Consider the following 24838-nt stretch of genomic DNA (forward strand, 5'->3'; position numbering starts at 1 on the left):
CCTCAGGCGGCGCCGCGCGGCCCGTACATGATGAGTGCCACCCCGACGAGGCAGACGCCCGCCCCGGCCAGGTCCCACCGGTCGGGCCGGTAGCCGTCGACGACCGCGCCCCACGCCAGCGAGCCCGCGACGAACACTCCCCCGTAGGCCGCGAGGATCCGCCCGAACGTCGCGTCGGGCTGGAGCGTCGCGACGAAGCCGTAGAGACCGAGCGCGACGACGCCTGCCCCCACCCAGAGCAGCCCCCGGTGCTCGCGCACCCCCTGCCACACGAGCCACGCCCCGCCGATCTCGGCGAACGCGGCGAGGACGAACAGGAGCACGGAGCGGGCGACGGTCATGCCGGCCAGTGTCCCAGCGCCGTCCTCAGGGGCGTCTGGGAGACTGTGGGGCATGTTCTCCCGCAAGGCGTCCGCCATCGTCACCATCCTCCTCGTCGCGCTCGTGACGATCGGGCTGGTGGCCTCCGCCCTGCCGACCTTCGCGAGCACCGCGAGCGCCCTCCCGATGCACGCGCAGCTGCTGAAGACCTCCCCGGAGGACGGCGCGAGCATCGCGACCGCCGACGAGGTCACGCTCACCTTCAGCGAGGACGTCAACGAGCGGTTCCTCCAGGTGAAGGTCGAGGGTCCCGGCGGCGACGAGACGGACGGGTCGCCGACGGTCGACGGCTCGACCGTGACCCAGCCGCTCCCGGCCGACCTCCCCGCCGGCGAGCACGAGGTCACCTACCGCGTCGTGAGCGTCGACGGCCACCCGGTGTCGGGGTCGCTGACCTTCACGACGACGCAGGCCCCGGCGACGGCCACGCCGACCCCCCGCGACACGCCGTCGCCGTCCGCGACCCCGTCGGACACGACCTCGGCCACCCCCTCTCCCTCACCGAGCGCGACGGGCGTCGCCGCCGACGAGACCTCCTCCGGCGGCGCGGGCTGGCTCCTGCCGGTCGGCCTCGTCGTGCTCCTGCTCCTCCTCGTCGGGGGCGGGCTGCTGCTCGCCCGCGGCGGCCGCGGTCGCGCCGACGGGCCCGCCGGCCCGACGGCCTGAGGTCGATTTCGCTCCGACGCACGGGGGCTGCTAATGTCTCCGACGCGCGCCATTAGCTCAATTGGCAGAGCAGCTGACTCTTAATCAGCGGGTTCGGGGTTCGAGTCCCTGATGGCGCACCACGCAGCACGACGAAGGCCCCCCGGTCGCCCGGGGGGCCTTTCTCGTGCCGGCACCCGCCGGGCGCCGGGCGCCGCCGTCAGAGGTAGAGGCCGGGCCCGCCCTCCTCGGCGCGCTCGGCGGCCACGGCGTGCAGGTCGCGCTCTCGGAGGAGGACGTACTCGGCCGCCCCGAGCTCGACCTCCGCGCGGTCCTCGGGGTCGAAGAGCACGCGGTCGCCGAGCTCGACCTGGCGCACGTTCGGCCCGGTCGCGACGACTGCGCCCCACGAGAGCCGCTTGCCGACGCTCGCCGTGGCCGGGATGACGATGCCGCCGCCCGAGCGACGCTCCCCCGCCTCGCCCTCGAGGCTGACGAGGACCCGGTCGTGGAGCATCCGGATGGGCAGCCGCGAACGGCCGCCCGACGCGGCGGACACGTCAGCGCTTGCGGAGCTGCCGCCAGGCCACGAGGCCCCCGACGACGGTGACGACCGCGACGACGGCCGCGAGGCGCTCGACGCGCAGCTCGCCCTCGGGCGTGGTGGCGACGTCGGCGAAGCGGGCCCGGGCGGCCTCCTTCTGCCGCTGGAAGACGGCCTTCGGGGTGGCCCGGCCGACGAGCTCGTCGACGGTGTGGGCGAGGCGCTCGCGGCGGGCGACGACCTCGGCCTCGAGCTGGCTGATCGACGGGGTCTGGCTCATCGGGACGCTCCCTCGAGCCCCAGGTCGCGCCGCAGCTTGGCGACGTGCCCCGTGGCCTTGACGTTGTACCAGGCGTGCGTGACGGTGCCCTGCTCGTCGAGGACGACGGTGCTGCGGATGACACCCTGGACGACCTTGCCGTAGAGCTTCTTCTCGCCGAAGGCGCCCCACGCGGTCATGACGCCCTTGTCGGCGTCGGACAGCAGGGTGAGCGTCAGCGCGTCCTTCTCGCGGAAGCGGGCCAGCTTGGCCGGCGCGTCCGGCGAGATGCCGAGCACGGTGTAGCCGTCGGCCGCGAGGGAGTCGAGGGACTCGCTGAAGTCGCAGGCCTGCTTCGTGCAGCCGGGGGTCATCGCCGCCGGGTAGAAGTAGACGATGACCTTGCGGCCGCGCAGGTCGCTCAGGGTCACGTCCTTCCCCGTGTCGTCGGGAAGGGTGAAGTCGGGGGCGGCGTCGCCGGCCTCGAGCCTCGCGCTCATGTCCTGCACTCCTGCGGTCGGGGAACGGGTCCGTTCCGGCCAACCTACCGCGCCGTAGCCCTCGCCCGTCGAGGAGGAGCGCTCCGGACCGCACGGCGCCGCCCGCCGCGCCGGGTGAGGGCGCGACGGGCGGCGACGGCGAGGCGCTCAGCGCGTGGCGAAGGCCGCCGCCCCGAGGTCGGAGGCCGCGAAGCCGCCACCGAACACCGCGTCGACCTCGGCCGACTCCTGGGCGTTCGGGTAGGGGTTGGTGCACGACGGGCCGGGGCCACCACCGGACATCAGCTCGCTGCACGGGCCCGCGTAGTTGTCCGGCAGACCGAGGATGTGCCCGGTCTCGTGGGCCGTGACGCGCAGGCTGTCGTAGGTCTGGTTCTGGGCGTAGTCGAGGAAGACCGAGCCGCTGCCCGGGCCGTAGACCTGCGCGTAGGAGCCGCGGGAGTCGTTGCCCTCGCGGTAGACGAGGTCGGCGCCGCCCGAGGTCGGCTGGAGGGTCACGTTGCCCACCGACGAGTTCCAGATCTGCGCCGACTGCGAGATCTCGGTCTGGAACGACGGGGCGCCGCTCGCCGAGTAGTAGACGACCGTGGCCGCGACGCGGTCGCTGATGCCCTTGCGCTCGTCGTTCTCGCGCTGCTCGAGGGCCCGGTCGACGATGGCCTGGAGGCGGGCGTTCTGGGCGTCGTCGGCGGAGCTCGGGGTGTATCCGGAGGTGCCGCCGGTCGCGGGCGCCGGCGCGGGCCGGGTGTCGGCCGCGGCGACGGGGCCGATGGCCAGGGCCGCGGTCGCGGCCAGGACGCCGATGACGGTGGTGCGGTGCTTCACGGTGTGCTCCTGAGGGGTCGGCTGCACCGGGGGTGGCCGGTGCTCGGACGGGGCCCACGAGGGGCCCGACATCCACCGTCATCACGGGAACGGCTCTGCCGCAACGTGACCGGACCAACCTGACCGACTCTTTGAGGTCTGGTGGGGTGGGCTTGACCCGAGCCGGGCGTGTCACCGGGGCGGTCTTGACCTCCGGCAGGGACGCCGACCGTGGTGCGCGAGGCGGGACTCGAACCCGCACACCCGAAGGCACCAGAACCTAAATCTGGCGCGTCTGCCAGTTCCGCCACTCGCGCGCGGGCCCACTGTATCGGCGTCGTGGACGGGCGCCGGGAGGCCCGTCCACGACGCCGCTCAGGCGGTGGGCTCGCCCCGGAGCAGGTCCCTCAGCACCGGCTCGAGCGCGCGGAAGGCGTTGCCGCGGTGCGAGATCTCGTTCTTCTCGACGTCCGTGTACTCGGCGAGCGTGCGGGAGTCGCCGGTCGGCACGAAGACGGGGTCGTAGCCGAAGCCGTTCGTGCCGCGGGGCGCACGGACGACGGCACCCTCGACCCGACCCTCGACGGCCTCGACGCGGCCGTCGGGCATCGCGACGACGGCGGCGCACACGAAGGCCGCCGCCCGGTGCTCGTCGGGGACGTCGGCGACCTGCTCGAGCAGGAGCGAGAGGTTCGCGCGGTCGACGTCGGCCCGCGGGGCGCCGTCACCGGCGTGCGAGCCCGACCAGCGCGCCGAGAAGACCCCCGGCGACCCGCCGAGGACCTCGACGGCGAGGCCGGAGTCGTCGGCCACGGACGGCAGGCCGGTGGCCTCGGCGAGCGCGACGGCCTTGAGTTGGGCGTTGCCGACGAAGGTCACCTCGGTCTCGGGGACCTCGGGGCCGTCCACCTCGGCGGCGGAGACGATCTCGAGGTCGAGCTCGTCGACGAGCCCGGCCAAGATCTGGCGCAGCTCGTGGACCTTGTGCTCGTTGCGGGTCGCGAGGACGACGCGGCGGGTCACAGCACCCGCTCCCGCGCGGGGGCGTCGAGGGCCTCGGACTGCGCCCGGGTCAGCTCGGCGCAGCCGGTCGTCGCGAGGTCGAGCAGGCGACCGAGGAGCTCACGGTCGAAGGGCACGCCCTCGGCGGTCCCCTGCACCTCGACGAAGCGGCCGTCGCCGGTCATGACGACGTTCATGTCGGTCTCCGCGGTGGAGTCCTCGGGGTAGTCGAGGTCGAGCACGGGCTCGCCCTTGACGACGCCGACGCTGACGGCGGCGATCGAGCCGGTGAGCGGCTGCGCCCCGGCGGCGATGAGGCCCTTGGCGCGGGCGTCCGCGATGGCGTCCGCGAGCGCGACGTAGGCGCCGGTGATCGCCGCGGTGCGCGTGCCGCCGTCGGCCTGGAGGACGTCGCAGTCGAGGACGAGGGTGTTCTCACCGAGGGCGGCGGTGTCGATGACCGCGCGCAGGCTGCGCCCGACGAGGCGGCTGATCTCGTGGGTTCGCCCCCCGACCTTGCCGCGGCGCGACTCGCGGTCGCTGCGGGTGTTGGTCGAGCGCGGGAGCATCTCGTACTCGGCGGTGACCCAGCCGGTGCCCTTGCCCTTGAGCCAGCGCGGGACGCCCTCGGTGAACGAGGCGGCGCACAGCACCCGGGTCCGGCCGAACTCGACGAGGACGCTCCCCTCGGCGTGGTCGAGCCAGTTGCGGGTGATGCGCACCGTGCGCAGCTGGTCGGCGGTCCGTCCGTCGTGTCGCGTCATGGCCTCAGGCTATCGGCGGGGTCGGGCGGCGGCCGCCGCGCACCCCGGCCGGGCAGCAGCGTCGCCTCAGGAGTCGGCGTGCTCCGGGGGCCAGACGACCCGGAAGCGCTCGAAGCAGACCTCGAGGTCGTCGGAGAACTCGAGGCCGATGCGCTCGCACGACCGGCGGAAGAAGCGCCGGTGGCCGTCGAGCCACGTCGCCAGCGAACGGTCGTACTCGCCCTCGTCCCACGCGAACTGCTCGTCGACGCTGGAGAGCGGCCCGACCCGCAGCTCGGTGGTGCGCAGGACGACGGCCGGGGCGCCGCTGCCGTCGCAGACGACCCAGTGGTCACCGACCCGCGGCAGCCGTTCCCCCTCGTGGGCGTACTCGGCCACGAGGCCGGCGGTCGCGCGCTTGGTGCCCCCGGTGACGAAGGCGAGCAGCTCGTCGGCCAGCTCCGGGGAGTCGCCGAACCACGAGACGTCGACCTCGTCCTGCGGCGGCAGGCCGGGCACGCTCGCCCGGTAGGCGTCGAGCATCCGCAGGCCCGCGGCACGGTCGACGACGCTCGGGGCGGGGGCGTCCGAGCCGACCTCGACGACGTCGCCGGCGCGGGCGACCTCCACCGGGGCGCCCCACACGGCCTCGGCCTGCGCCCGGCAGACCTCGCGGTCGTTCCACGCCGGCACGTGGGTGAGGACGAGCCGGCGCACGCCACCGGCCCGGACGGCCGCTGCCGCCGCCCGCGCGCCGGACAGGTGGATGCCGCGGGCGTCGTCCCGGCCGTCGACGAAGGCCGAGTCGAGCAGCGCGAGGTCGGCGCCCGCGAGCAGCCGGTCCAGGCCGGGGCAGTCGTCGGTGTCGCCGGTGAACGCCAGGACGGCGCCGTCGGCCTCGACCCGGTAGCCGTAGGCCTCGACGGGGTGCTCGACGGCCGTCGGCGTGACGCGGAACGGCCCGACCTCGAAGGTCGCGCCGTCGGACACCGCCGAGAACGCGAACTCGCCGTCCATCCCGCCCGGCTCGAGTCCGTGGTACATCGTCGCGAGCCGCGCCCCGGTGGCGGCGGGGCCGTGGACGGGGAGCCGCTGCGGCAGCGGGCCGTCCGGTCGGTAGCGCCGCACGACGTAGAGCCCGAGCAGGTCGGCGCAGTGGTCCGGGTGGAGGTGGCTGACGAGGACGGCGTCGAGCGACGTCGGGTCGGCGTACCGCTGCAGGGGCCCGAGCGCGCCGCTCCCGAGGTCGAGCAGGATCCGCCACGTGCGTCCCTCGTGGTCGGCCTCGACGAGGTAGCAGGACGCGGCGGACTCCGGCCCGGGGAACGAGCCGGAGCATCCGACCACCGTGAGCCTCACGCGAACACCGCCCGTCGTACGAGCGGCGGCGAGGGGAAGACCGGCTCGACGCTGGACCCGACGCCGAGGAAGCGCACCGCGAGGCGCCGGAACTCCTCGGGGTCGCCGGTGGTCGTGAAGCCGTGGCTCGGCGCCGGCAGGTCGTCGGGGCGCAGCAGGCCGCGGTCGGCGAGCACGCGGTAGACGTCCTTGGCGGTCTCCTCGGCCGACGACACGAGCGTCACGTCGTCCCCCATGACGTACGAGATGACGCCCGTGAGCAGCGGGTAGTGCGTGCAGCCGAGGACGACCGTGTCGACGCCCTCCTCGCGCAGGGGGTCGAGGTACTCGTGGGCCACGCCGACGAGCTCGGGGCCGCCGGTCACCCCGGCCTCGACGAACTCGACGAACCGCGGGCACGGGGTGCTCGTGACGCGCAGGTGCGGCGCCGCGGCGAAGGCGTCGAGGTAGGCGCCGGACTGGTGGGTGCCGAGGGTCGAGATGACCGCGACGCGCCCGCTGCGGGTGCCGGCGGCGGCCCGGCGCACGGCCGGCCGGATGACCTCGACGACCGGTACGTCGTAGCGCTCGCGCGCGTCGTGGAGGACCGCGGCCGAGGCGGTGTTGCAGGCGATGACGAGGACCTTGACGCCGTGGTCGACGAGCCGGTCGAGGCACTGGAGGGCGAACTCGCGCGTCTCGGCGATGGGGCGCGGGCCGTAGGGCGCGCGGGCGGTGTCGCCGAAGTACGCGACCGACTCGTGGGGCAGCTGGTCGAGGATCGCCCGCATGACGGTCAGGCCGCCGTAGCCGGAGTCGAACACCCCGATCGGTGAGTCGGTCACCCGACCCAGCGTAGGTGGCGCCGCCGACGCGGTCTCCTCCGGCGGGCGGTCACGCACGTCACACCGTCGAGCCTCGGGCGGCCGCGCGCGGGTGGCGGCGGGCGTCAGCCGCGCAGCAGGGCCTCGGCGAGGGTCTCCTGGAGCCAGGTGAGGAAGTCGTAGAGCGCGAGGGCGTGCAGCAGCGGATCGTCCTCGTCGAGCGAGGTGGCCATCTGCTCCATCACCTCGAGGTCCTCGTCGGTGCGCAGGCCGAGCCGCTCGCCGAGGACGAGCCGGACGTCGGTGAGCGCCGTGAGGAACACGCGGGCCTGCGCGGCGTCGAGGGCCACCCGGTCCTCGCCGCGCAGCAGCTCGGCCGAGGCGGCGAGCGCGCTCGCCTTGCGGTGGCGAAGGCCCCCTTCGGTCAGCCGGCGGAACTCGGCGGCGGCCTCGGGGTCCTCGCGGTTGGCCGCGGGCAGCAGGCGGTCGAGGGCGGGGTCGCGCGGACCCTCGTCGGCGGGGGTCGGCGTCGGCCCACCCCCGAGGTCGATGCCGGCGACGAGGTCGTCGAACGCGGCGTCGCCGGTGTCCGGGGGCGTCGGCGGCTCGAGGAGGTCGTGCACCTGGTCCATGACGGTCGCGACGACGTCGCGCTCCCCCGCGCCGAGGGTCGCCACGTACCGCCGGTCGTCGCCACGACCGCTGCGGCGGAACGCCTTCGCCATCAGGTGTCCTTCTGGAAGGTCGCCCACAGCCCGTAGCCGTGGAGGGCCTCGGTGTCGGCCTCCATCGCCTCGCGGGTGCCGTTGGCGACGACGGCCCGGCCCTCGGTGTGCACGAGCATCATGAGCTTCTCGGCCTTGGCCCGGCCGTACCCGAAGTGCTCCTGCAGCACGTACGTCACGTACGACATGAGGTTGACCGGGTCGTTCCAGACGATCGTCACCCAGGGGACGTCGGCCGCGAGGTCCTCCGCGGGACGGACGACCTCCTCGGTGACGGGTGACAGCGACACGGCCCCAAGGATAGGGACCGCCGCGCCGTCAGCCGCGACCGCGGTCCCAGGACCCCGCGTAGACCCCGTCGTCGACGGCGAGGCCGCCCTCGCCGAGGTCGAGCGGGCGGAAGGTGTCGACCATGACGGCGAGCTCGTCGAAGTACTCCGCGCCGATGGACGCCTCCGACGCGCCCGGCTGCGGGCCGTGGGCGTGGCCGCCCGGGTGCACCGACACCGAGCCCCTGCCGATGCCCGAGCCCTTGCGCGCCTCGTAGTCGCCGTCGACGTAGAACATGATCTCGTCGCTGTCGACGTTCGAGTGGTAGTACGGCACGGGGATGGCCAGCGGGTGGTAGTCGACCTTGCGCGGCACGAAGTTGCAGATGACGAAGTTCCAGCCCTCGAACACCTGGTGGACGGGCGGCGGCTGGTGGACCCGGCCGGTGATGGGCTCGTAGTCGCGGATGTTGAACGCGTACGGGTAGAGGCAGCCGTCCCAGCCGACGACGTCGAGCGGGTGGAAGGGCAGCTCGTGGACCGTGCCGACGATGCCGCCCGGGCCGTTGCCGCGGTGCTTGATGTAGACCTCGGTGGCGTCGGTGGCCTTCGCACCGACGTCCTCGGCGAGCAGCGGGCCCTGCGGGCCGCGCAGGTCGCGCTCGCAGTACGGCGCGTGCTCGAGCAGCTGGCCGTAGCGGCTGAGGTAGCGCTTCGGCGGGGCGATGTGGCTGTTGGCCTCGATGCAGTACAGGCGCAGCGGGTTCTTCGTCGAGCGCTTCGGCAGCCAGCGGTGCGTCGTCGCCCGCGGGATGACGAGGTAGTCACCCTCGGCGACGTCGAACGCCCCGAAGACGGTCTCGAGCCGGCCCGCGCCGCGCTCGACGTAGACGCACTCGTCGCCGACGCCGTTGCGGTACCAGGGGCTGTCGGCCCCGGCGACGACGTACGAGATGCGCACGTCGCCGTTGCCCAGGACAAGGCGCCGGCCGGTCACCGCGTCGGTGCCCTTGACGTCCTTGGCGGCGAAGAGGTCATGCAGCCGCAGGTGGCGAGGGGTCAGCGGGTGGTTCGGCGTCGTCGACTGGTCGGGCAGGTCCCAGACCCGGGCGCCGGAGACCGTCGAGGGGATGTTGCGATGGTAGAGCAGGCTCGAGTCCGAGCTGAAGCCCTCCTCCCCCATGAGCTCCTCGTAGTAGAGCTCACCCTTCTGGCCGCGCCCGGCCGGGCGGCGGTGCTGGGTGTGCCGCTTCGGGGGGATGCTGCCCATCGCCTGGTAGTGCGCCACGGTTGTCGTCCACCTCACTGTGGTTCGGGTCGCTGTGGTTCGGGTCGCTGCGGTGCGGGTCGCGGTGGCCGGGGGCCGGTCCGGCCTGCTCCGCCCACCCTAGGGCCCGCCCCCGTCGACCGGCACGTCTGCGCGGTCCGGGTGCATCCCGTGGCCAGACCTGCCCAGTCGATCCGGGGTCCCACCGGACAGCTTGTGCAGCCCGCGGCGGCCGGACGGGTCGCGCCCCGGTGGTGGGGGCGGACGGACCCGGCACGGCACGCCGGTCGGACCGGGGGCCTCGTCGGTGGTGGCCGCCATGATGGGTGGATGACCTGGGTCGTCCCGCTGCTGTCCTTCGCCGGCGCTCTCGTCGGCGCGGCCGGCGCGGCGTGGGTGGCGCTGCGCGGGCAGCGCCAGGACGCGCGCGGCGAGTGGCGCGAGCGCCTCGACCAGGCCATCACCCTCGTCACCGCCGAGACCGAGGCCGAGCAGCAGATCGGGGACGAGCTGCTCGCCGACCTCATCGAGTCCGACCTCGGCAGCGACGAGGACCGCGAGCTCGCCCGGCGCATCGCGCGCATCCGGCTTGGCCAGCAGATCACCGAGGGCACGACCGGGCGCGCGGAGGTGGACCTCGCCCTCACGGCGGGGGATGATGGGACCACCGAGCAGGAGGAGGCGTGATGACCGCGACGACCGGCCCGAGCAACATGGCCCGGCTGCCGTCCTCGACCGTGAGGCTCGCCCGCGCGCTCGTCAAGGACGCCCGCCGACGCGGCACCCGCGAGGACACGCGGGTCGAGGACGCCGCGCGCACCCCCCTCCCCGAGGACTCCGGCCGCTGACCGCGCGGACGGCACCGAGGGGGCGGTGACGGTGGCGCGCGCGTTCCCCTTCGTCCTGCACGTCGACCTCGACCAGTTCATCGCCGCCGTCGAGGTCCTGCGCCACCCGGAGCTCGCCGGCCGCGAGGTGGTCGTCGGCGGCCGGGGCGACCCGACCGAGCGGGCCGTCGTCTCCACCGCCTCCTACCCCGCGCGCGAGCGGGGCGTGCGCTCCGGGATGCCGCTGCGCGTCGCCGCCCGCAAGGCCCCGGACGCGGTCTTCCTGCCGGTCGACGGGCCGCACTACCTCGCCGCCTCCGAGGAGGTCTTCGCCGCCGTGCGCGACCTCGGGCTCGTCGTCGAGGTGCTCGGGTGGGACGAGGGCTTCGTCGGCGGCGACACCGACGACCCCGAGGCGCTCGCGCGCAGCATCCAGGCGGCGGTGCTCGAACGGACGGCGCTGCACTGCTCGGTCGGCATCGGCGACACCCGGGTGCGCGCGAAGATCGCGACCGACTTCGGCAAGCCGCAGGGCGTCTTCCGGCTGACGGCCGCGAACTGGGTCGAGGTGATGGGCCACCGCCCGACCGCCGACCTCTGGGGTGTCGGCGCGCGCGTCTCGGCCCGGTTGGCGGCGCACGGCATCCGGAGGGTCGACGAGCTCGCCGCCGCCGACCCGGCCGTCCTCGTCGGCGAGTTCGGGCCGCGGATGGGCGCCTGGTACGGCTCGCTCGGGCGCGGCGAGGGGTCGGCCGAGGTCGACGACACCCCGTGGGTGGCCCGCGGGCACAGCCGGGAGACGACCTACCAGTCCAACCTCGTCACGGCCGACGAGGTGCGCTCCGCCGTGGCCGTGCTCACCGACCAGGTGCTCGAGGACGTCGAACGCGAGAGGCGGCCCGTCGTCCGCATCGGGCTGAAGATCCGGTATGCCCCGTTCTTCACGGTCAACCGCAGCCGCAAGCTGCCCGAGACCACGTCCGAGGCGGGGCCGGTGCACGCGGCGGTGCAGGCGCTGCTGGCCGACCACCTCCAGGAGGGGCGGGAGGTTCGGCTGCTCGGCGTGCGCGCGGAGATGACGATGCCCGACGAGGTCGACGACGTCGAGCGCACCCCCGTCCGCGGCCGCGTCTGACCCTCCGACCGCGACGAGCCCGCACGTGCCGGGTTATCGCTGTCGGCTCGCGACACCGACCGCGGAAACCCCGCACGTGCCGGGTCATCGACGTCAGCCGGCCCATCGACCACGAAAAGCCCGCACGTGCTGGGTTATCGACGTCAGCCGGCGGCCCGACCGCGAACAGCCCGCACGTGCTGGGTTATCGCTGTCAGCCGGCCCCATCGACCACGAAAAGCCCGCACGTGCTGGGTTATCGACGTCAGCCGGCGGCCCGACCGCGACAAGCCCGCACGTGCCGGGTCGGCTGACCGGGCCGGGAGCTTCCGGACCGTCACGGTGACGGCGCGGAAGATCGTCCCGGACGGGGATGCATCCGCGTCACGGGCGAACAACTGCGTCGTCACGGTGACGGCGCGGAACCTCGGGCCCGCGGTGCGCGGCGTTCAGTTGCCGTGCGAGGGCTCGGTGCCGTCGTCGCCCGGCACCCAGGCGTTGGGGCCGGCCGGTCCCTCCTGGACCTCGCCCGACTCGCCGTCCGGCTGCCCGTGGACCGACTGGTCGTCGCTGATCGGCGTCCCCGCGTCCTCGGCGGCCATCCGCTGCACCTCGGACACCTGGCCGTCGGTCTGCTCGTCGTCTCGTCCCATGCCCCGACGCTAACCGCACCCGACCCGCGGCAGGCGCCGAGGCCCCCGACGACCGCGATAGGTTGGACAGCATGTCGACGTCGCCGGAGCCGCTGCGCGCCCTCGTCGACGACGCAGCGGTCTTCCCGCCCGGCAACAGCCCTCTGCCCGAGGCGGTCTCGGCGCACGCACGGCACCGCGCCTCCGCGTACGGGGGATGCGTCGGGCCGCTCCTCGTCCCCGCCTCCTCGGCCGACGCGCTGCTCGCGGTGCTCGACGCCGGCGGGTGGACCGGCAGGGGCCCGCTCGACCTCGGCGTCGTCGCCCGCCCCGGCACCGACCCGGCCGTGCTGCGCGAGGGGCTCGCGGTCCTCGCGGCCGACCCGCGCGTCGACGTGCGCGGCGCCGAGCTCGGATGGACCGCCGGGTGGCGCCGCCTCGACCTCCCCGGCGACCTCCCGCTCGCCCTGGAGGTGCCCCGCGAGCGTGCAGCTCAGGACGAGGCCCTGGCCGACGTCCGGGCCGCCGTGGCCGAGGGCGACGCGGTCGTCGCGAAGTTCCGCACCGGCCCGACCCCCACGTGGCCCTGGCCGCCCGAGGACGAGCTGGCCGCCTTCCTCGTCGCCGCCACGACCGCCCGGGTCCCGTTCAAGCTGACCGGCGGCCTGCACCACGCCGTGCGCGGCACGTACGCGGTCGACGGCGTCGACGAGGAGAACCACGGCGTCCTCGACGTCCTCGTGGCCACCGCCGCCGCGCTCGAGGGCGCACCGGCGCCGGAGGTCGCGGCCCTGCTGGCCGTCCGGGACGCCCGCGCCCTCGCCGACCTCGTCCTCGCCTGGCCCGACGCCACGACCCGCCGCGTCCGCGCCGCGTTCACCGCCTACGGGTGCTGCACCGTCACCGACCCCCTGACCGAGCTGGCCGACCTCGGCCTGCCGACCTCCGCCTGAGCGACCCGGAAGGACCCGCCATGACCTGGTTCGACCTGCCCGCCGACCACCCCTTCGGCCTGCACAACCTCCCCTACGGCGTCTTCTCGCAGGACGGCGGCGAGCGCCGGGTCGGCGTGCGCGTCGGCGACCACGTCCTCGACCTCGCGGCCTGCGCCGAGCGCGCCGGGATGGAGTCCGCCGCCGTCTGGCGCGGTGGCTCGCTCGACGCCTTCCTCGCCGAGGGACGACCGGCCTGGACCGCGGCCCGCGAGTGGCTCGTCGACCACCTGTCGAACGACGAGTACCGCGACTGCGTCGAGCCCAACCTCGTTCCCGTGGAACAGGTCACGATGCACCTGCCGTTCTCGGTCGCCGACTACGTCGACTTCTACGCGAGCGAGCACCACGCGAGCAACGTCGGCCGGATCTTCCGCCCCGACTCCGAGCCGCTCACCCCCAACTGGAAGCACCTGCCCATCGGCTACCACGGCCGCGCCGGCACGGTCGTCGTCTCCGGCACCGACGTCGTGCGCCCGACGGGGCAGCGCAAGCCCCCGACCGCCGACGCGCCGACCTTCGGCCCGAGCGTCCGCCTCGACATCGAGGCCGAGCTGGGCTTCGTCGTCGGCGGCTCGACCGCGCTCGGCGAGCGCGTCGACCTCGCGGACGCCGACGAGCACCTCTTCGGCGTCGTCCTCCTCAACGACTGGTCGGCCCGCGACCTCCAGGCGTGGGAGTACGTGCCGCTCGGGCCCTTCCTCGGCAAGTCGTTCGCGACGAGCATCAGCCCGTGGGTCGTGACGACCGACGCGCTGAGGGCCGCCCGCGTGCCCCTGCCCGGCCAGGACCCGGAGCCGCTCCCCTACCTGCGTGGCTCGGGCGAGGGCCCCGGCACGGCATGGGGGCTGGACGTGCACGTCGAGGTCGAGTGGAACGGCACGGTCGTCTCCCGCCCCGAGTACCGCGACATGTACTGGTCGCCCGCCCAGATGCTCGCCCACCTCAGCGTCAACGGAGCCGCGGTCCGGCCCGGTGACCTCTTCGGCTCGGGCACGATCAGCGGCACCGCGAAGGACACCCGCGGCAGCTTCCTCGAGCTGTCGTGGAGCGGTCAGGAGCCCGTCCGCCTCGCCGACGGCAGCGAGCGCACCTTCCTCGAGGACGGCGACACGGTGACGCTGCGGGCGACCGCTCCCGGCGCCGACGGCGCGGTCATCGGGTTCGGCGAGTGCACCGGGACGGTGCGCGCCGCCCGCTGACCGGAGGGCCGACCGGGAGGGTCAGCGCTTGCGCAGGACGACGACGGTGTCGGCGACCTTGTCGTGCAGCGCCTGCCGGCGCGGGTCGCGCAGCAGCCAGCCCGGGTCGACGACCGAGAGGACGACCCCGGCGACGTTGAGCAGCGGGTTGAGCTGAAGCAGGTCGCTCACGACACCGATGGACTGGCGGCGCAGCGCGACCACCACGCCGATCCGGGCCCGTCCGGCCGTCGGCCGGACGATCGTGCCGAGCAGCATCTTGCCCGGGGTGGCCGAGCGCCAGACGAGGAACAGGGTCGAGTAGACGAGCCCGACAGCGATCTGGATCAGCCCGATCGGCAGCGCGACCTGGGCGAAGGCCTCGAGCGGCACGGTGAAGTCCGGGTTCTCCCCGCGCGCCGCGGCGTCGAGGCCCGCGCGCACGGCGTCGAGGTAGGGACCGAGGAACGGCAGCGACGCGACCCCGGCGAGCAGGCCGGTGACCAGCCAGTCGACGAGCCAGGCCAGCAGGCGCCGCCACCACTCGGCGACGACGTCGCCGTCGGGCATCCGCAGGGCGCGGTCGGCGGGGGCCTGCTGCCAGTGCGGGTGCTGCGCCGAGGGCTGGCCCCACGGCTGCTGCTGCGGGGACCCGCCCCAGGGGGCGCCCGGTCCGGTCTGGTTGCCGGTGGGCCCGGCGGGGCCGGTCGCGTTGGTCGGCGCGCCGGGAGCAGTGGCGGGCGGCACGGTGTCGGCCGTCGTCGGTGCGGGAGCCGGGGGCTGCGGGTGGCGCGGCGTCGTGTGGCTGCTCCACACGATGCCGTCGAAGTAGCGCAGGCGAGCCGCGTCGTCGGGGTCCTCGTACCAGCCGGGGGCGCTCGGCGTCGTCATGCGCCCAAGGATCGCACGCGCGCCCGGACGCCCCGGCGCGCGGCCCCCGGGCCGGCAGGGCGGCAGCGGGCGGGAGGGGTCGCCCCGGACGAGCACCCAGCCCGCGTGGACCGTCCGCACCACCGCTCCCCCGCCGGTCGTAGGGTCGCCGGATGAGCGACGACCACTCCGTGCTGCGCACCAAGCCCGTCGAGGACGTCCTGGCCCAGGCCGGCGGCCCGGACGGCGAGGGCGGTGACGGCGCCCACGGCCCCGGCCGGCTGACCCGCACCCTCGGCCCCTTCAGCCTCATGGGCTTCGGCATCGGCATCGTCATCGGCACCGGGATCTTCACCCTCACCGGGATCGAGGCGAAGAACCACGCCGGCCCGGGTGTCGTCATCTCCTTCGTCATCGCCGGGGCCGTGAGCCTGCTGGCGGCCCTGTGCTACTCCGAGCTCGCCTCCGCCGTCCCGACGGCCGGCTCGGCCTACACGTACGCCTACGCGACGATCGGCGAGGTCTTCGCGTGGATCATCGGCTGGGACCTCATCCTCGAGTTCGCCCTCGGCGCAGCCGTGGTCGCGCGCGGGTGGTCCGGTACACGCAGGAGCTCTTCGACCTCCCCACCTCGATCTTCGGGGAGGAGTCGGTGGTCAACCTCGGCGCGGTCGCCATCGTCCTGCTGCTCGGCGTGGTCGCCGTCGTCGGCATCCGCGAGAGCGCGCGCGTGACGAACTCGCTCGTCATCGTCAAGGTCGCGGTCTGCGTCTTCGTCATCGTCGCCGGCGCGTTCTACGTCAAGGCCGCCAACCTCACGCCGTTCATCCCGCCGGCGCAGCCGGTGAAGGAGGGCACGTCGGGCCTCAAGCAGCCGGTGAGCCAGGCCCTGTTCGGCATCGAGCCGACGGCCTTCGGTTTCGCCGGTGTGCTCACCGCGGCAGCCGTGGTCTTCTTCGCGTACACCGGCTTCGAGGCGGTGGCCAACCTCGGCGAGGAGACGAAGAAGCCGAGCCGCGACCTCCCGCTCGGACTGCTCGGGACCCTCGGCATCTGCACGCTGCTCTACGTCGGCGTCTCGTTCGTCATCACCGGGATGGTGCCCTACTCGCAGCTCAACGTCGGCGCCCCGATCGCGAGCGCCTTCGACGCCGTCGGCGCCGGCTGGGCCGCGATCCTCGTCTCCATCGCCGCGGTGGCGGGCCTGACGTCGGTCATCCTCGTCGACATCGTCGCCATGGGCCGGATCGGCTTCTCGATGGGCCGTGACGGCCTCATCCCCCGCTCGGTCGCCGAGGTGCACCCGAAGTGGGGCACCCCCTGGAAGATCACGATCATGACGATCGTGCTCGTCGCGGTGCTCGCCGGGTTCATCCCGCTGACCGCGCTCGCCGACCTCGTGTCGATCGGGACGCTCTTCGCCTTCGTCGTCGTCTCGATCGCCGTGCCCGTCCTGCGGCGCACCAAGCCCGACCTCCCCCGCCCCTTCCGCACCCCGTTCTCGCCCGTCGTGCCGGCGCTCTCCGCGCTCGCCTGCGTCTACCTCATGACCAACCTCTCGGTCGAGACCTGGCTGCGCTTCGCGGTGTGGATGGTGCTCGGGTTCCTCGTGTACTTCTTCTACGGCCGCCGGCACGCGCGGCTCAACACCCGCACCGACGCCTCCTCGGCCTGAGGGGCGACCCCGGGCCGTTGACCCCGGGGGCCACCCGGCGGACCATCGGGTGATGGCGACCCGGCTCGGCACCCACCTCATGGCCCTGCACTCCCAGCTGCTGTGGGAGCCGGTCGAGCGGCGGGTGCGGGCCACCCTCGACGGCGCCACCGACCTCGACACCCTCGACGCGGCGCTCGTCTGGGAGCCCCGCCGGGTCGTACCGATGTACGCCGTCCCGCCCGGGGACCTCGCGGGTGTGCTCGAGCCACGCCCACCGGCCCCGGCACCGTCCGTCCTCCCGCCGGTGCTCGGCCCCGTGAACTTCGGCCTCCACACGACCCCCGGCCGTTCCTTCGACCTCGTCGTCGCGGGAGCCCGGGTGCCGGACAGCGCCTTCGCGCCGGACGACCCCGACCTCGGCGGCCGGGTCGTGGTCGAGTGGGCGCCGTTCGACTGGCTCGAGGAGGCCACGCCGGTCGTCGGCCACCCGCACGACCCGTTCAAGCGGCTCGACCTGCTCGCCGCCGACCGCCACGTCGTCGTGTCCGTCGACGGTGTGGTCCTCGCGGACACCCACCACCCCGTGGCCCTCCACGAGACGCTCGTCCCGACGCGGTGGTACCTCCCGCCGGAGGACGTCCGCCTCGACCTGCTCGCCCCGAGCACCTCGACGACGACGTGCGCCTACAAGGGGCACGCCCGGTACTGGTCGCTGCCGTCCCGCGACGGGCGCCCGGCGGTCGAGGACCTGGCCTGGTCCTACCCCGACCCGCTGCCGGAGGCGGCGGCCGTGCGCGACCACGTCTGCTTCTACGCCGAGCGCACCGACCTCGTCGTGGACGGGTCACCCGTCCCCCGGCCGGTGACGCCGTGGTCCTCCCCCGCGGAGCACGAACGCTCCTGACGCGGCGACGCCGCCGGACCCCCTCGGAATCCGGCGGCGTCGAGCGTGCCCCAGCGCGTGCGTCAGAGGTTGCCGCGCTTGTCCTGCTCGCGCTCGATGGACTCGAAGAGCGCCTTGAAGTTGCCCTTGCCGAAGCCGAGGGAGCCGTGGCGCTCGATGATCTCGAAGAAGACGGTCGGGCGGTCGCCGAGGGGCTTGGTGAAGATCTGGAGGAGGTAGCCGTCCTCGTCGCGGTCGACGAGGATCTTGCGGGACTTCAGCTCCTCGATCGGCACGCGGACCTCGCCGATGCGCTCGCGCATCACCGGGTCGGTGTAGTACGCGTCGGGGGTGTCGAGGAACTCGACGCCCTCCTTGCGCAGCTCGTCGACCGTGCGCAGGATGTCGTTCGTCGCCAGGGCGAGGTGCTGGGCACCGGGGCCGGCGTAGAACTCGAGGTACTCGTCGATCTGGCTCTTCTTCTTCGCGATCGCCGGCTCGTTGAGCGGGAACTTCACGCGGTGGTTGCCGTTGGCGACGACCTTGGACATGAGCGCCGAGTAGTCGGTGGCGATGTCGTCACCGATGAACTCGGCCATGTTCACGAAGCCCATGACCTTGTTGTAGAAGCCGACCCACTCGTCCATCTTGCCGAGCTCGACGTTGCCGACGATGTGGTCGAGTGCCTGGAAGAGGCGCTTGGGGGCGCCGTCGCGCTTGACGAAGGACGAGGACGCGGCGACGTAGCCGGGCAGGTACGGGCCGGCGTAGGTGGCGCCGTCGACGACGCGCTGGACGAGGCTGTGCCGGGTCTCGCCGTAGGTCGCGATGGCGGCGACGCGCACGGTGCCGTGCTCGTCGGTGAGGTCCTCGGGCTCCTGGAGGACGGTGGCGCCGGCGCGGCGGGCCTGCTCGACGCACTTGTCGACGTCCGGCACCTCGAGGGAGATGTCGACGACGCCGTCGCCGTGCTTCGCGTGGTGCTCGATGAGCGGGCTGTCGGGGGTGACGGCGCCCTTGACGACGAAGCGGATCGAGCCGGACTTCAGGACGAACGCCTTGTGGTCGCGGGTGCCGTTCTCGGGGCCGGTGTAGCCGACGAGCTCCATGCCCCAGGCGCTCTGGTAGTAGTGCGCGGTCTGGGTCGCGTTGCCCACGACGAAGACGATGGCGTCCCAGCCGGTGACCGGGAAGGGGTCGGTGCTCTCGTCGTAGTCGACCAGGCCCACGAGCTGCTTGAGCTGGTCGAGGTCGAGCTCGGCCGCGCGCTCCTGGTCGGTGAGGTCGAGGCGGCTGGCGGACGTCGTCGTCGTGTCAGTCATCCCGCCACTGTCCGGCTGCTGGTCGCGATGTGCAACCACTCGCCGACACGGTGCACACGATGTGCATGCTGTTGCCCTCGCACCCCCTCCTGCTGGACGATGTGACCATGGCCATCAAGGACGGCGTGGACGCGCTCGACGCCCGGATCATCGCCCTCTTCACCGAGGACCCGCACGTCGGCGTGCTCGGCGCCTCCCGTCGGCTCGGGGTGGCGCGCGGCACGGTGCAGGCGCGCCTGGACCGGCTGCAGGAGCGCGGGGTCATCCGCAGCTTCGCGCCGCAGGTCGACCCCGACGCCCTCGGCTACCCCGTCACCGCGTTCTGCACCCTCGAGATCAGCCAGCGGCAGGGCCACGAGCCGGTCGTCGCCCACCTCGCCGCCATCCCCGAGGTGCTCGAGATCCACTCGATCACCGGCGTCGGCGACCTCGTCGTGCGGGTCGCCGCCCGCGACAACGCCGACCTCGGGCGGGTCATCGACGCGATCATCGACGACGTCCACGTGCTGCGGGCCAACACGGCCATCTGCCTCGTGACCCACCTCCCCCACCGCACCGGCCCGCTCGTCGCCTCCGCGGCCACCCGCTCACCCGTCGAGTGAGCAGGACACGCCGTGCCCGAGGGAACGGGCACGGCGTGTTCTGTTCGGTCGACGGGTCGGGGCCCGGCGGGGTGGGGCTCAGGCGGTGATGACCACCGGGGTGCCGTTCGCGACGAGGCGCCAGTCGGTCGAGGCGAAGGTCGGCGGGTCGATCTGCTTGTTGGCCGTGACCCAGTCGATGAGCAGCTGCCGGATCTCGACCTGGCGGTTGTAGACCACCGGGGCCGTCGTGACGCCGGGGAAGCCGCCGCCGCCGGACTGCCGGTAGTTGTTGATCGCGATGACGAACTCCTGCGCCGGGTCGATCGGGGCGCCGGCGTACTGCAGGTCCGTGATGCGCGAGCCCGGGTCCTTCGCGATGTCGATCTCGTAGGTGAGGGGCGCGTCGAGGCCGCCCATGATGTCGTAGTTGTAGTCGGGGGTGCCGTTCGGCGCGGTCGAGGTCTTCGCGTTCGTCACCTGCTCCGGGGTGAACGGACCGGCCGAGGTCACCTGCTGGAAGTAGGTCGCCGACTGCTCGAGGTAGGCCTTGACCTGTGCACCCGTGAGCGTGATGCCGAGCAGCGTGTTGTCGAAGATGTACAGCCCCGCGACGTCGCGGACGGTCACCTCGCCCGCCGGGATGGCGGCGTCCTTGTTGAACGGCGCGGCGATCGAGAGCACGGGCAGGCCGGCCTGCGGGGTGCCGGCCAGGGCGTCCTTGACCGCCTGGCCCTGGACGAGGTTGATGAAGTCCATCGCGGCGGTGTCCTCGTAGCGCGAGGTGGCCGCCGACATCGCCTGGGTGCACGTGCCGACGACGCCGTTGACGTAGGCGAGGACCTTCTCGTGCGCGGGCTTGACGAGGGCGGCGATCTTCGCGTCCTCGGGGGCCGTGTTCGCGTTGAGCAGCGTCGCCGACGACGAGCACACGGACCAACGGCCGCGCTCGAAGCGCAGGTCGAGGTCCATGACCGAGACGCGCATCCCCCAGTAGTACGGCTCGCTGAGCAGCACCTGGCGGCCGGTGACCTTGTTCGTCACGAGCTTCTGCGGGACCTCGAGGTGCGCGTGCCCGACGAGGATCGCGTCGATGCCGGCGACCTCCTCGGCGAGCTGGGTGCTGGCGTTCTCGGGGAAGGGCAGGGCGTCGCCGTAGCTCGAGCCCGGGACCGGGCCGGAGTGGCAGGACACGACGACGACGTCGGCGCCCATCGCCTTGAGGCGCGGGACCATCACCTTGGCCTGCTCGACGATGCCGGGGAACCTCACCTTGCCCTCGACGTTGGCCTTGTCCCAGATCGCGACACCGGGCGTCACGAGGCCGAGGATGCCGACCGTGACGTCCTTGCCGCCCTTGACCTTGACGCGCTTGAGCACGTACGGCGGGAAGACCGGTCGGCCGCTGTTCCAGTCGACCGAGTTGGCGGACAGGAGCGGGAAGCGGCACTGCTTCTGGAAGGCCCGCAGCGTGTCGAGGCCGTAGTTGTACTCGTGGTTGCCGAGCGCGGCCGCGTCGTAGCCGACGGCGTTCATCGCCAGGGCCATCGGGTGCTTGGAGCCGCCGGTGATCGGGTCGATCTTCGCGTAGTAGTACGCGAGCGGCGTGCCCTGGATGGTGTCGCCCGCGTCGAGCGTCAGGCAGGTGGAGGCGCCACGCTCGGCCCGCACGGCCTTGATGAGCGTCGCGGCCTTGGCGATGCCGATCTGGTTGCCGGCCTTGTCGGAGTACGCGGCGTTGGCGAAGTAGTTCCAGTTGAAGACGTTGCCGTGCAGGTCGGTCGTGCCGAGCACGGTGAGGCGGAAGGTCTTCGAGCCGTGGTGGTGGTGGTCGTGGTCGCGCCCGTGGTGGGGGTCGGCGGAGGCCGCGGGGGCCGCCCAGAGGCCGGCGCCACCGACGACGGCCATGGTGAGCAGCTGACGGCGGGATGCAGAGGTGTTGTCGGTCACGGGGCGGCACGTTAGCCCGTCGGGGCGACCGGTGCGCGACGAGCGCGTGGCCGTTCTCTCAGGATGCGCTGAGCATCCGGTGAACGCCGAGGTCGCCGGGGTGTGGCGACGGTGGCGAGGCCCGACGGGTCAGCGGCGGCCGACGAACCAGTGGCGGATCTTCGCGATCCGCTCGGTCACCTGCTCGCTCGTCGCGGACGCGAGCTCGGGCCCGCCACAGGCCCGCCGCAGCTCCATGTGGATGTTCGCGTGGGGCGCCCCGGTCTTGCTCGAGTACGCCGCGACGAGCTTGTTGAGCTCCTTGCGCTGGGCGGCGAGGGCCCGGTGCTGCGCGACGGGCGTCGGCCCCCGGTCCGGCTGCGCCCGGCCGGCGCTCCCCTTGGCCTGCCTCGCCTGCCGCTCGTGCAGGAGCGTCGCCACCTGGTCCGGCTCGAGGAGCCCGGGCAGGCCGAGGTAGTCCTGCTCCTCCTCGGAGCCGACCTCCGCGTGCAGGCCGAACTGCTTGGCGTCGAAGAGGACGTGGTCGAAGTGCGCGTCCGACTCCAGCGCCTCGAAGCGGGACTCGTCGAGGCCGAGCGTCTTCTCGGTCCGGTTGGCGGCGGCGAGCATCCCCTCCTCCTCGGCCCACAGGGACGCCTCGTCCTCGTCGCTGCGCGGGCGGTCGAGCGCGTGGTCGCGCTCCTCCTCCATCGACGCGGCGAGCTGGAGGATGATCGGCACCGACGGCAGGAAGACCGAGGCGGTCTCTCCGCGGCGGCGGGCCCGCACGAAGCGGCCGACGGCCTGGGCGAAGAACAGCGGGGTCGAGGTCGAGGTGGCGTAGACGCCGACGGCCAGGCGCGGGACGTCGACGCCCTCGGACACCATGCGCACCGCGACCATCCACCGCGTCTCGCTCTGCCCGAACTCCTCGATCCGCGAGCTGGCGCCGGCGTCGTCGGAGAGCACGACGGTCGTCTTCTCGCCGGTGATGTCGGTGAGGATGCGGGCGTAGGCGCGGGCGACGGTCTGGTTCGAGGCGATGACCAGGCCCCCGGCGTCCGGCACGTGCCGGCGCACCTCGGACAGACGCTTGTCGGCGGCGCTGAGCACCGCCGGGATCCACTCGCCCTTGGGGTCGAGCGCGGTGCGCCAGGCGTGGGCGGTGATGTCCTTGGTCAGGGGCTCCCCGAGCCGGGCCGCCACCTCGTCACCGGCCTTGGTGCGCCAGCGCATCGCCCCGCCGTACGCGAGGAAGAGCACGGGGCGCACGACGCCGTCGCGCAACGCGGCCGCGTACCCGTAGGTGTAGTCCGAGCCGGAGCGCAGGATGCCCTGGGCGTCCATCTCGTAGCGCACGAACGGGATGGGGTTGGTGTCGGACCGGAACGGGGTCCCGGTCAGCGAGAGGCGGCGCGCGGCCGGCGTGAAGGCCTCGCGGATGCCGTCGCCCCAGGAGCGGGCGTCGCCGCCGTGGTGGATCTCGTCGAGGATGATGAGCGTCGGCTCGGCCTCGGTGCGCCGCTTGTGCAGCCCCGGGTTGGCGGCCACCTGCGCGTAGGTCAGCGCCACACCGTGGTACTCGCTGGACTGCACGCCGGCGCCGTTGGAGAACGAGGGGTTGAGCTGGATGCCCACGCGGCCCGCGGCGTCGGCCCACTGCGTCTTGAGGTGCTCGGTCGGGGCGACGACGGTGATCGCGCGCACGATGCCGCGGTCGAGCAGCTCGGTGGCGATGCGCAGGGCGTACGTCGTCTTGCCGGCGCCCGGCGTCGCGACCGCCAGGAAGTCCTTCTCGTGGCGGGCCAGGTAGGCGGCCAGCGCCTCCTCCTGCCACGCGCGCAGCTTCGACGCGGTACCCCACGCGGCCCGCTCGGGATAGGCGGGGGGCAGGTGTCCGGCAGCAGAGGTACTCATGGGCGAGCGCCACGATAACCGCCCACCGGACGACACACCGAAGGCCCCGGCGGATTGCGCCGGGGCCCTCGGTCTGTGCTAGCGGTGATGGGTGGTCAGACGTTGCGGTAGGCGAGCCAGGCGTTCTGCATCCGGGTGGCCTGGCCGGTCGTGAAGGTGTTCATGCACGCGTCGTCCGAGTAGTCCATGAAGTTGGTGATCGGGTCGGCGCCGGCGGTGCCGCAGGTGTCGCGGCCCGTCGGGCAGCCGTAGGCCGGCGAGGCCTCGGCCGGGGTGTCGGAGACCGAGTCCCCGCTGCCCGAGCAGCCGCCCTGGAAGGTGTGGTAGAGGTTCATCCAGTGGCCGACCTCGTGGGTGCCGGTGTCGCCCAGGTTGTACGGCGCGGCGGTCCCGCCGGGCACGGACTGGTCGAGGATGACGACGCCGTCCATGACGTCGAGGCTGGACTTGGGGAAGGTCGCCCAGCCGAGGAGGCCGCCCCCGAGGTTGGCGGTGTAGAGGTTGAGGTCGCCCATGTTGCCCTTGCGCAGGGCGGTCTTCATCTGGCGCTCCTGGGTCGTGCCGTCGGTCAGGCCCTGGTACCAGGACGCGTTGGTCGTCGTGTCCGTGCCCGCGAGGCGGAAGGAGAACCCGGCCGAGGAGTAGGCGTTGTTGAGGACCGAGATCTGGTTGCTGATCTGGGTGCTCGTCAGCTTGCCGTTCGTGCCGTCGGTGATGACGTGCACGTAGACGTCGACGATGCCACCGGCGAAGGCCGCGGAGGGCTTCTTGTTGGAGGCGGTGGCGGAGCGCTGCGCCGAGTCGGTGACGGCCTTGCCGTCGGTGCGGGTGTCGTAGCCCTTGGCCGCGAGCGCCTTGGCGAGCGCGGCGTCGTTCGCCTTGGTCTGCGCCGGGGTCAGCTCGTGCGGGTCGGCCCGGTTCGGGCCGGCGGCGTGACGGCCGCCCACGACGTCGCTGTGCACGGCGCACTGGGCCGACTGGGCGGTGTCCGCGGTCATCGGACGGGCCTGGGCGGACGAGAGGGGCACGAGCGAGCCGGCGACGCCGAGGGTGAGGGCGGCGAGGGCCGTGAGGGGACGAGTACGCATGGGCGTCCTTCCGGAAGGTCACGCCCGGCCGGGTCGACCGGGGCACCCGCAGGACGCTAGGCGCGCGTTCGGGTCGCGGGGGTCAGCCCGGGGTCAGGGTTGGGTAAGACCTCACCCTCCCGCGATACGCGCCGGATGACTGCTGCGGGTCAGGCGCACGTCAGGACTCCGTCAACTCCGCGACCCGGCCCTCAGGTCGCTCTCAGTCGCCGTCCTCCGGCGGCCGGAGGCCGTCGAAGATCTCCTTGCAGGTCGGGCAGACCGGGAAGCGGTCGGGGTTGCGCCCGGGGATCCAGACCTTGCCGCAGAGGGCGGTCACCGGCTCCCCCGACAGCGCGCTCTCGAGGATCTTCTCCTTGCGCACGTAGTGCGCGAAGCGCTCGTGGTCGCCGGGCTCGGCGACCTCCGGGACGGTCTCGGTGCGCTCGAGGACGGCCGTCTGCGTCTGCGGACCGCCGGGCTGCGGCTGGGGCGCGTTCGGGTCGCTGGGCGGAGGCATCGTCTCGCTCATGGGCACGAGGGTACGCGCTGGACCTGCGGGTCC

At 73.4% G+C, this 24838-nt stretch carries 29 protein-coding genes and 2 tRNA genes; 11 read left to right on the forward strand and 20 right to left on the reverse strand.

Annotated elements, in window-relative coordinates; all coding sequences use genetic code 11:
* Positions 1-2: 2 nt before the first annotated feature.
* Positions 3-341 (reverse strand): YnfA family protein, encoded by a 339-nt coding sequence (locus tag HL663_RS16740; RefSeq protein ID WP_173029417.1) that lies wholly within the window; start codon positions 339-341, stop codon positions 3-5.
* A gap of 52 nt (positions 342-393) precedes the next feature.
* On the opposite strand from HL663_RS16740, the gene HL663_RS16745 reads away from it, so the two are divergent.
* Positions 394-1047: a copper resistance CopC family protein gene (locus HL663_RS16745; protein ID WP_173029418.1), complete on the forward strand. Its 654-nt coding sequence runs from the start codon at positions 394-396 to the stop codon at positions 1045-1047.
* Between the two features lie 46 nt (positions 1048-1093).
* A tRNA-Lys gene (locus HL663_RS16750) sits at positions 1094-1169 on the forward strand.
* 77 nt (positions 1170-1246) lie between these two features.
* Here HL663_RS16750 and HL663_RS16755 read toward each other — a convergent pair.
* The 12 genes from HL663_RS16755 to HL663_RS16810 form a co-directional block, all read right to left on the reverse strand.
* Positions 1247-1543: a GroES family chaperonin gene (locus tag HL663_RS16755; protein WP_173030245.1), complete on the reverse strand. Its 297-nt coding sequence runs from the start codon at positions 1541-1543 to the stop codon at positions 1247-1249.
* A 43-nt stretch (positions 1544-1586) separates the two neighbouring features.
* Entirely contained in the window at positions 1587-1850 is a 264-nt protein-coding gene (locus tag HL663_RS16760; RefSeq protein ID WP_173029419.1) for a DUF3618 domain-containing protein, read from the reverse strand.
* Entirely contained in the window at positions 1847-2329 is a 483-nt protein-coding gene (bcp, locus tag HL663_RS16765) for a thioredoxin-dependent thiol peroxidase (protein ID WP_173029420.1), read from the reverse strand. The genes HL663_RS16760 and bcp overlap by 4 nt, the downstream gene beginning before the upstream one ends.
* Before the next feature lie 147 nt (positions 2330-2476).
* Positions 2477-3154, reverse strand: coding sequence for a snapalysin family zinc-dependent metalloprotease (locus tag HL663_RS16770; protein WP_286175741.1), 678 nt, complete (start codon positions 3152-3154; stop codon positions 2477-2479).
* 211 nt (positions 3155-3365) lie between these two features.
* Positions 3366-3450, reverse strand: a tRNA-Leu gene (locus HL663_RS16775).
* A 58-nt stretch (positions 3451-3508) separates the two neighbouring features.
* Positions 3509-4156, reverse strand: coding sequence for an RdgB/HAM1 family non-canonical purine NTP pyrophosphatase (rdgB, locus tag HL663_RS16780; RefSeq protein WP_173029422.1), 648 nt, complete (start codon positions 4154-4156; stop codon positions 3509-3511).
* Positions 4153-4899 carry a ribonuclease PH gene (gene rph / locus HL663_RS16785; protein ID WP_173029423.1) on the reverse strand — a complete coding sequence of 249 codons (747 nt, stop codon included), beginning with the start codon at positions 4897-4899 and terminating at the stop codon, positions 4153-4155. The genes rdgB and rph overlap by 4 nt, the downstream gene beginning before the upstream one ends.
* 66 nt (positions 4900-4965) lie before the next feature.
* Complete coding sequence (locus tag HL663_RS19480; RefSeq protein WP_173029424.1) at positions 4966-6237, reverse strand: MBL fold metallo-hydrolase; 1272 nt, start codon at positions 6235-6237, stop codon at positions 4966-4968.
* Positions 6234-7061 (reverse strand): glutamate racemase, encoded by an 828-nt coding sequence (gene murI, locus HL663_RS16795; RefSeq protein ID WP_173029425.1) that lies wholly within the window; start codon positions 7059-7061, stop codon positions 6234-6236. The genes HL663_RS19480 and murI overlap by 4 nt, the downstream gene beginning before the upstream one ends.
* Before the next feature lie 104 nt (positions 7062-7165).
* Complete coding sequence (locus HL663_RS16800) at positions 7166-7765, reverse strand: DUF2017 domain-containing protein (protein WP_173029426.1); 600 nt, start codon at positions 7763-7765, stop codon at positions 7166-7168.
* Complete coding sequence (clpS, locus tag HL663_RS16805; protein WP_173029427.1) at positions 7765-8055, reverse strand: ATP-dependent Clp protease adapter ClpS; 291 nt, start codon at positions 8053-8055, stop codon at positions 7765-7767. The genes HL663_RS16800 and clpS overlap by 1 nt, the downstream gene beginning before the upstream one ends.
* A 28-nt stretch (positions 8056-8083) precedes the next feature.
* Complete coding sequence (locus HL663_RS16810) at positions 8084-9322, reverse strand: homogentisate 1,2-dioxygenase (protein ID WP_173029428.1); 1239 nt, start codon at positions 9320-9322, stop codon at positions 8084-8086.
* A 309-nt stretch (positions 9323-9631) separates the two neighbouring features.
* Between HL663_RS16810 and HL663_RS16815 the strand changes: the two genes are divergently transcribed.
* The 3 genes from HL663_RS16815 to HL663_RS16825 are packed head-to-tail and all read left to right on the forward strand — an operon-like array spanning position 9632 to position 11263.
* Complete coding sequence (locus tag HL663_RS16815; RefSeq protein ID WP_173029429.1) at positions 9632-9988, forward strand: hypothetical protein; 357 nt, start codon at positions 9632-9634, stop codon at positions 9986-9988.
* Positions 9988-10149: a hypothetical protein gene (locus tag HL663_RS16820; RefSeq protein ID WP_173029430.1), complete on the forward strand. Its 162-nt coding sequence runs from the start codon at positions 9988-9990 to the stop codon at positions 10147-10149. The genes HL663_RS16815 and HL663_RS16820 overlap by 1 nt, the downstream gene beginning before the upstream one ends.
* Before the next feature lie 31 nt (positions 10150-10180).
* Positions 10181-11263 carry a DNA polymerase IV gene (locus tag HL663_RS16825; RefSeq protein ID WP_173029431.1) on the forward strand — a complete coding sequence of 361 codons (1083 nt, stop codon included), beginning with the start codon at positions 10181-10183 and terminating at the stop codon, positions 11261-11263.
* 428 nt (positions 11264-11691) lie between these two features.
* Here HL663_RS16825 and HL663_RS16830 read toward each other — a convergent pair whose 3' ends face one another.
* A complete protein-coding gene (locus tag HL663_RS16830) occupies positions 11692-11895 on the reverse strand; it encodes a hypothetical protein (protein WP_173029432.1) in 204 nt (67 codons plus the stop codon).
* A gap of 71 nt (positions 11896-11966) precedes the next feature.
* On the opposite strand from HL663_RS16830, the gene HL663_RS16835 reads away from it, so the two are divergent.
* Positions 11967-12827, forward strand: coding sequence for a hypothetical protein (locus HL663_RS16835; RefSeq protein ID WP_173029433.1), 861 nt, complete (start codon positions 11967-11969; stop codon positions 12825-12827).
* Between the two features lie 20 nt (positions 12828-12847).
* Positions 12848-14068 carry a fumarylacetoacetase gene (fahA, locus tag HL663_RS16840; protein WP_173029434.1) on the forward strand — a complete coding sequence of 407 codons (1221 nt, stop codon included), beginning with the start codon at positions 12848-12850 and terminating at the stop codon, positions 14066-14068.
* A 21-nt stretch (positions 14069-14089) separates the two neighbouring features.
* Here the strand turns inward: fahA and HL663_RS16845 are convergent, their stop codons facing one another.
* The gene (locus HL663_RS16845) at positions 14090-14938 is read right to left on the reverse strand and encodes an RDD family protein (RefSeq protein WP_173030246.1); all 849 of its coding nucleotides are present in this window, start codon (positions 14936-14938) and stop codon (positions 14090-14092) included.
* Positions 14939-15090: 152 nt separating this feature from the next.
* On the opposite strand from HL663_RS16845, the gene HL663_RS19420 reads away from it, so the two are divergent.
* Genes HL663_RS19420 through HL663_RS16855 form a run of 3 tightly spaced genes read left to right on the forward strand, consistent with a single transcriptional unit; the run spans position 15091 to position 17478 of the window.
* Positions 15091-15651 (forward strand): amino acid permease, encoded by a 561-nt coding sequence (locus HL663_RS19420; RefSeq protein WP_286175742.1) that lies wholly within the window; start codon positions 15091-15093, stop codon positions 15649-15651.
* Positions 15570-16592, forward strand: coding sequence for an APC family permease (locus HL663_RS16850; protein ID WP_286176068.1), 1023 nt, complete (start codon positions 15570-15572; stop codon positions 16590-16592). Before HL663_RS19420 ends, HL663_RS16850 begins: the two co-directional genes overlap by 82 nt.
* 52 nt (positions 16593-16644) lie before the next feature.
* Positions 16645-17478, forward strand: a complete 834-nt coding sequence (locus tag HL663_RS16855; RefSeq protein WP_216842609.1) for a DUF427 domain-containing protein — start codon at positions 16645-16647, stop codon at positions 17476-17478.
* 62 nt (positions 17479-17540) lie between these two features.
* On the opposite strand, the gene hppD is transcribed toward HL663_RS16855, so the two are convergent.
* A complete protein-coding gene (hppD, locus tag HL663_RS16860; RefSeq protein ID WP_173029435.1) occupies positions 17541-18779 on the reverse strand; it encodes a 4-hydroxyphenylpyruvate dioxygenase in 1239 nt (412 codons plus the stop codon).
* 107 nt (positions 18780-18886) lie between these two features.
* Here hppD and HL663_RS16865 point away from each other — a divergent pair, with 107 nt between their 5' ends.
* On the forward strand, positions 18887-19381 hold the full coding sequence (locus tag HL663_RS16865; protein ID WP_173029436.1) for an Lrp/AsnC family transcriptional regulator: 495 nt from the start codon (positions 18887-18889) through the stop codon (positions 19379-19381).
* A gap of 78 nt (positions 19382-19459) precedes the next feature.
* Here HL663_RS16865 and HL663_RS16870 read toward each other — a convergent pair whose 3' ends face one another.
* From HL663_RS16870 to HL663_RS16885, 4 genes are all read right to left on the reverse strand, one after another.
* The gene (locus tag HL663_RS16870; protein WP_173030248.1) at positions 19460-21268 is read right to left on the reverse strand and encodes a bifunctional metallophosphatase/5'-nucleotidase; all 1809 of its coding nucleotides are present in this window, start codon (positions 21266-21268) and stop codon (positions 19460-19462) included.
* A gap of 171 nt (positions 21269-21439) precedes the next feature.
* Positions 21440-23206 carry a DEAD/DEAH box helicase gene (locus HL663_RS16875; protein ID WP_173029437.1) on the reverse strand — a complete coding sequence of 589 codons (1767 nt, stop codon included), beginning with the start codon at positions 23204-23206 and terminating at the stop codon, positions 21440-21442.
* A gap of 95 nt (positions 23207-23301) precedes the next feature.
* Positions 23302-24294: a zinc metalloprotease gene (locus tag HL663_RS16880; RefSeq protein ID WP_173029438.1), complete on the reverse strand. Its 993-nt coding sequence runs from the start codon at positions 24292-24294 to the stop codon at positions 23302-23304.
* 202 nt (positions 24295-24496) lie between these two features.
* Complete coding sequence (locus tag HL663_RS16885; RefSeq protein WP_173029439.1) at positions 24497-24805, reverse strand: DUF3039 domain-containing protein; 309 nt, start codon at positions 24803-24805, stop codon at positions 24497-24499.
* Positions 24806-24838: the final 33 nt, after the last annotated feature.

Origin of the sequence: Arthrobacter sp. NEB 688, from assembly GCF_013201035.1 — a bacterium.
Taxonomy (GTDB): domain Bacteria; phylum Actinomycetota; class Actinomycetes; order Actinomycetales; family Dermatophilaceae; genus Phycicoccus.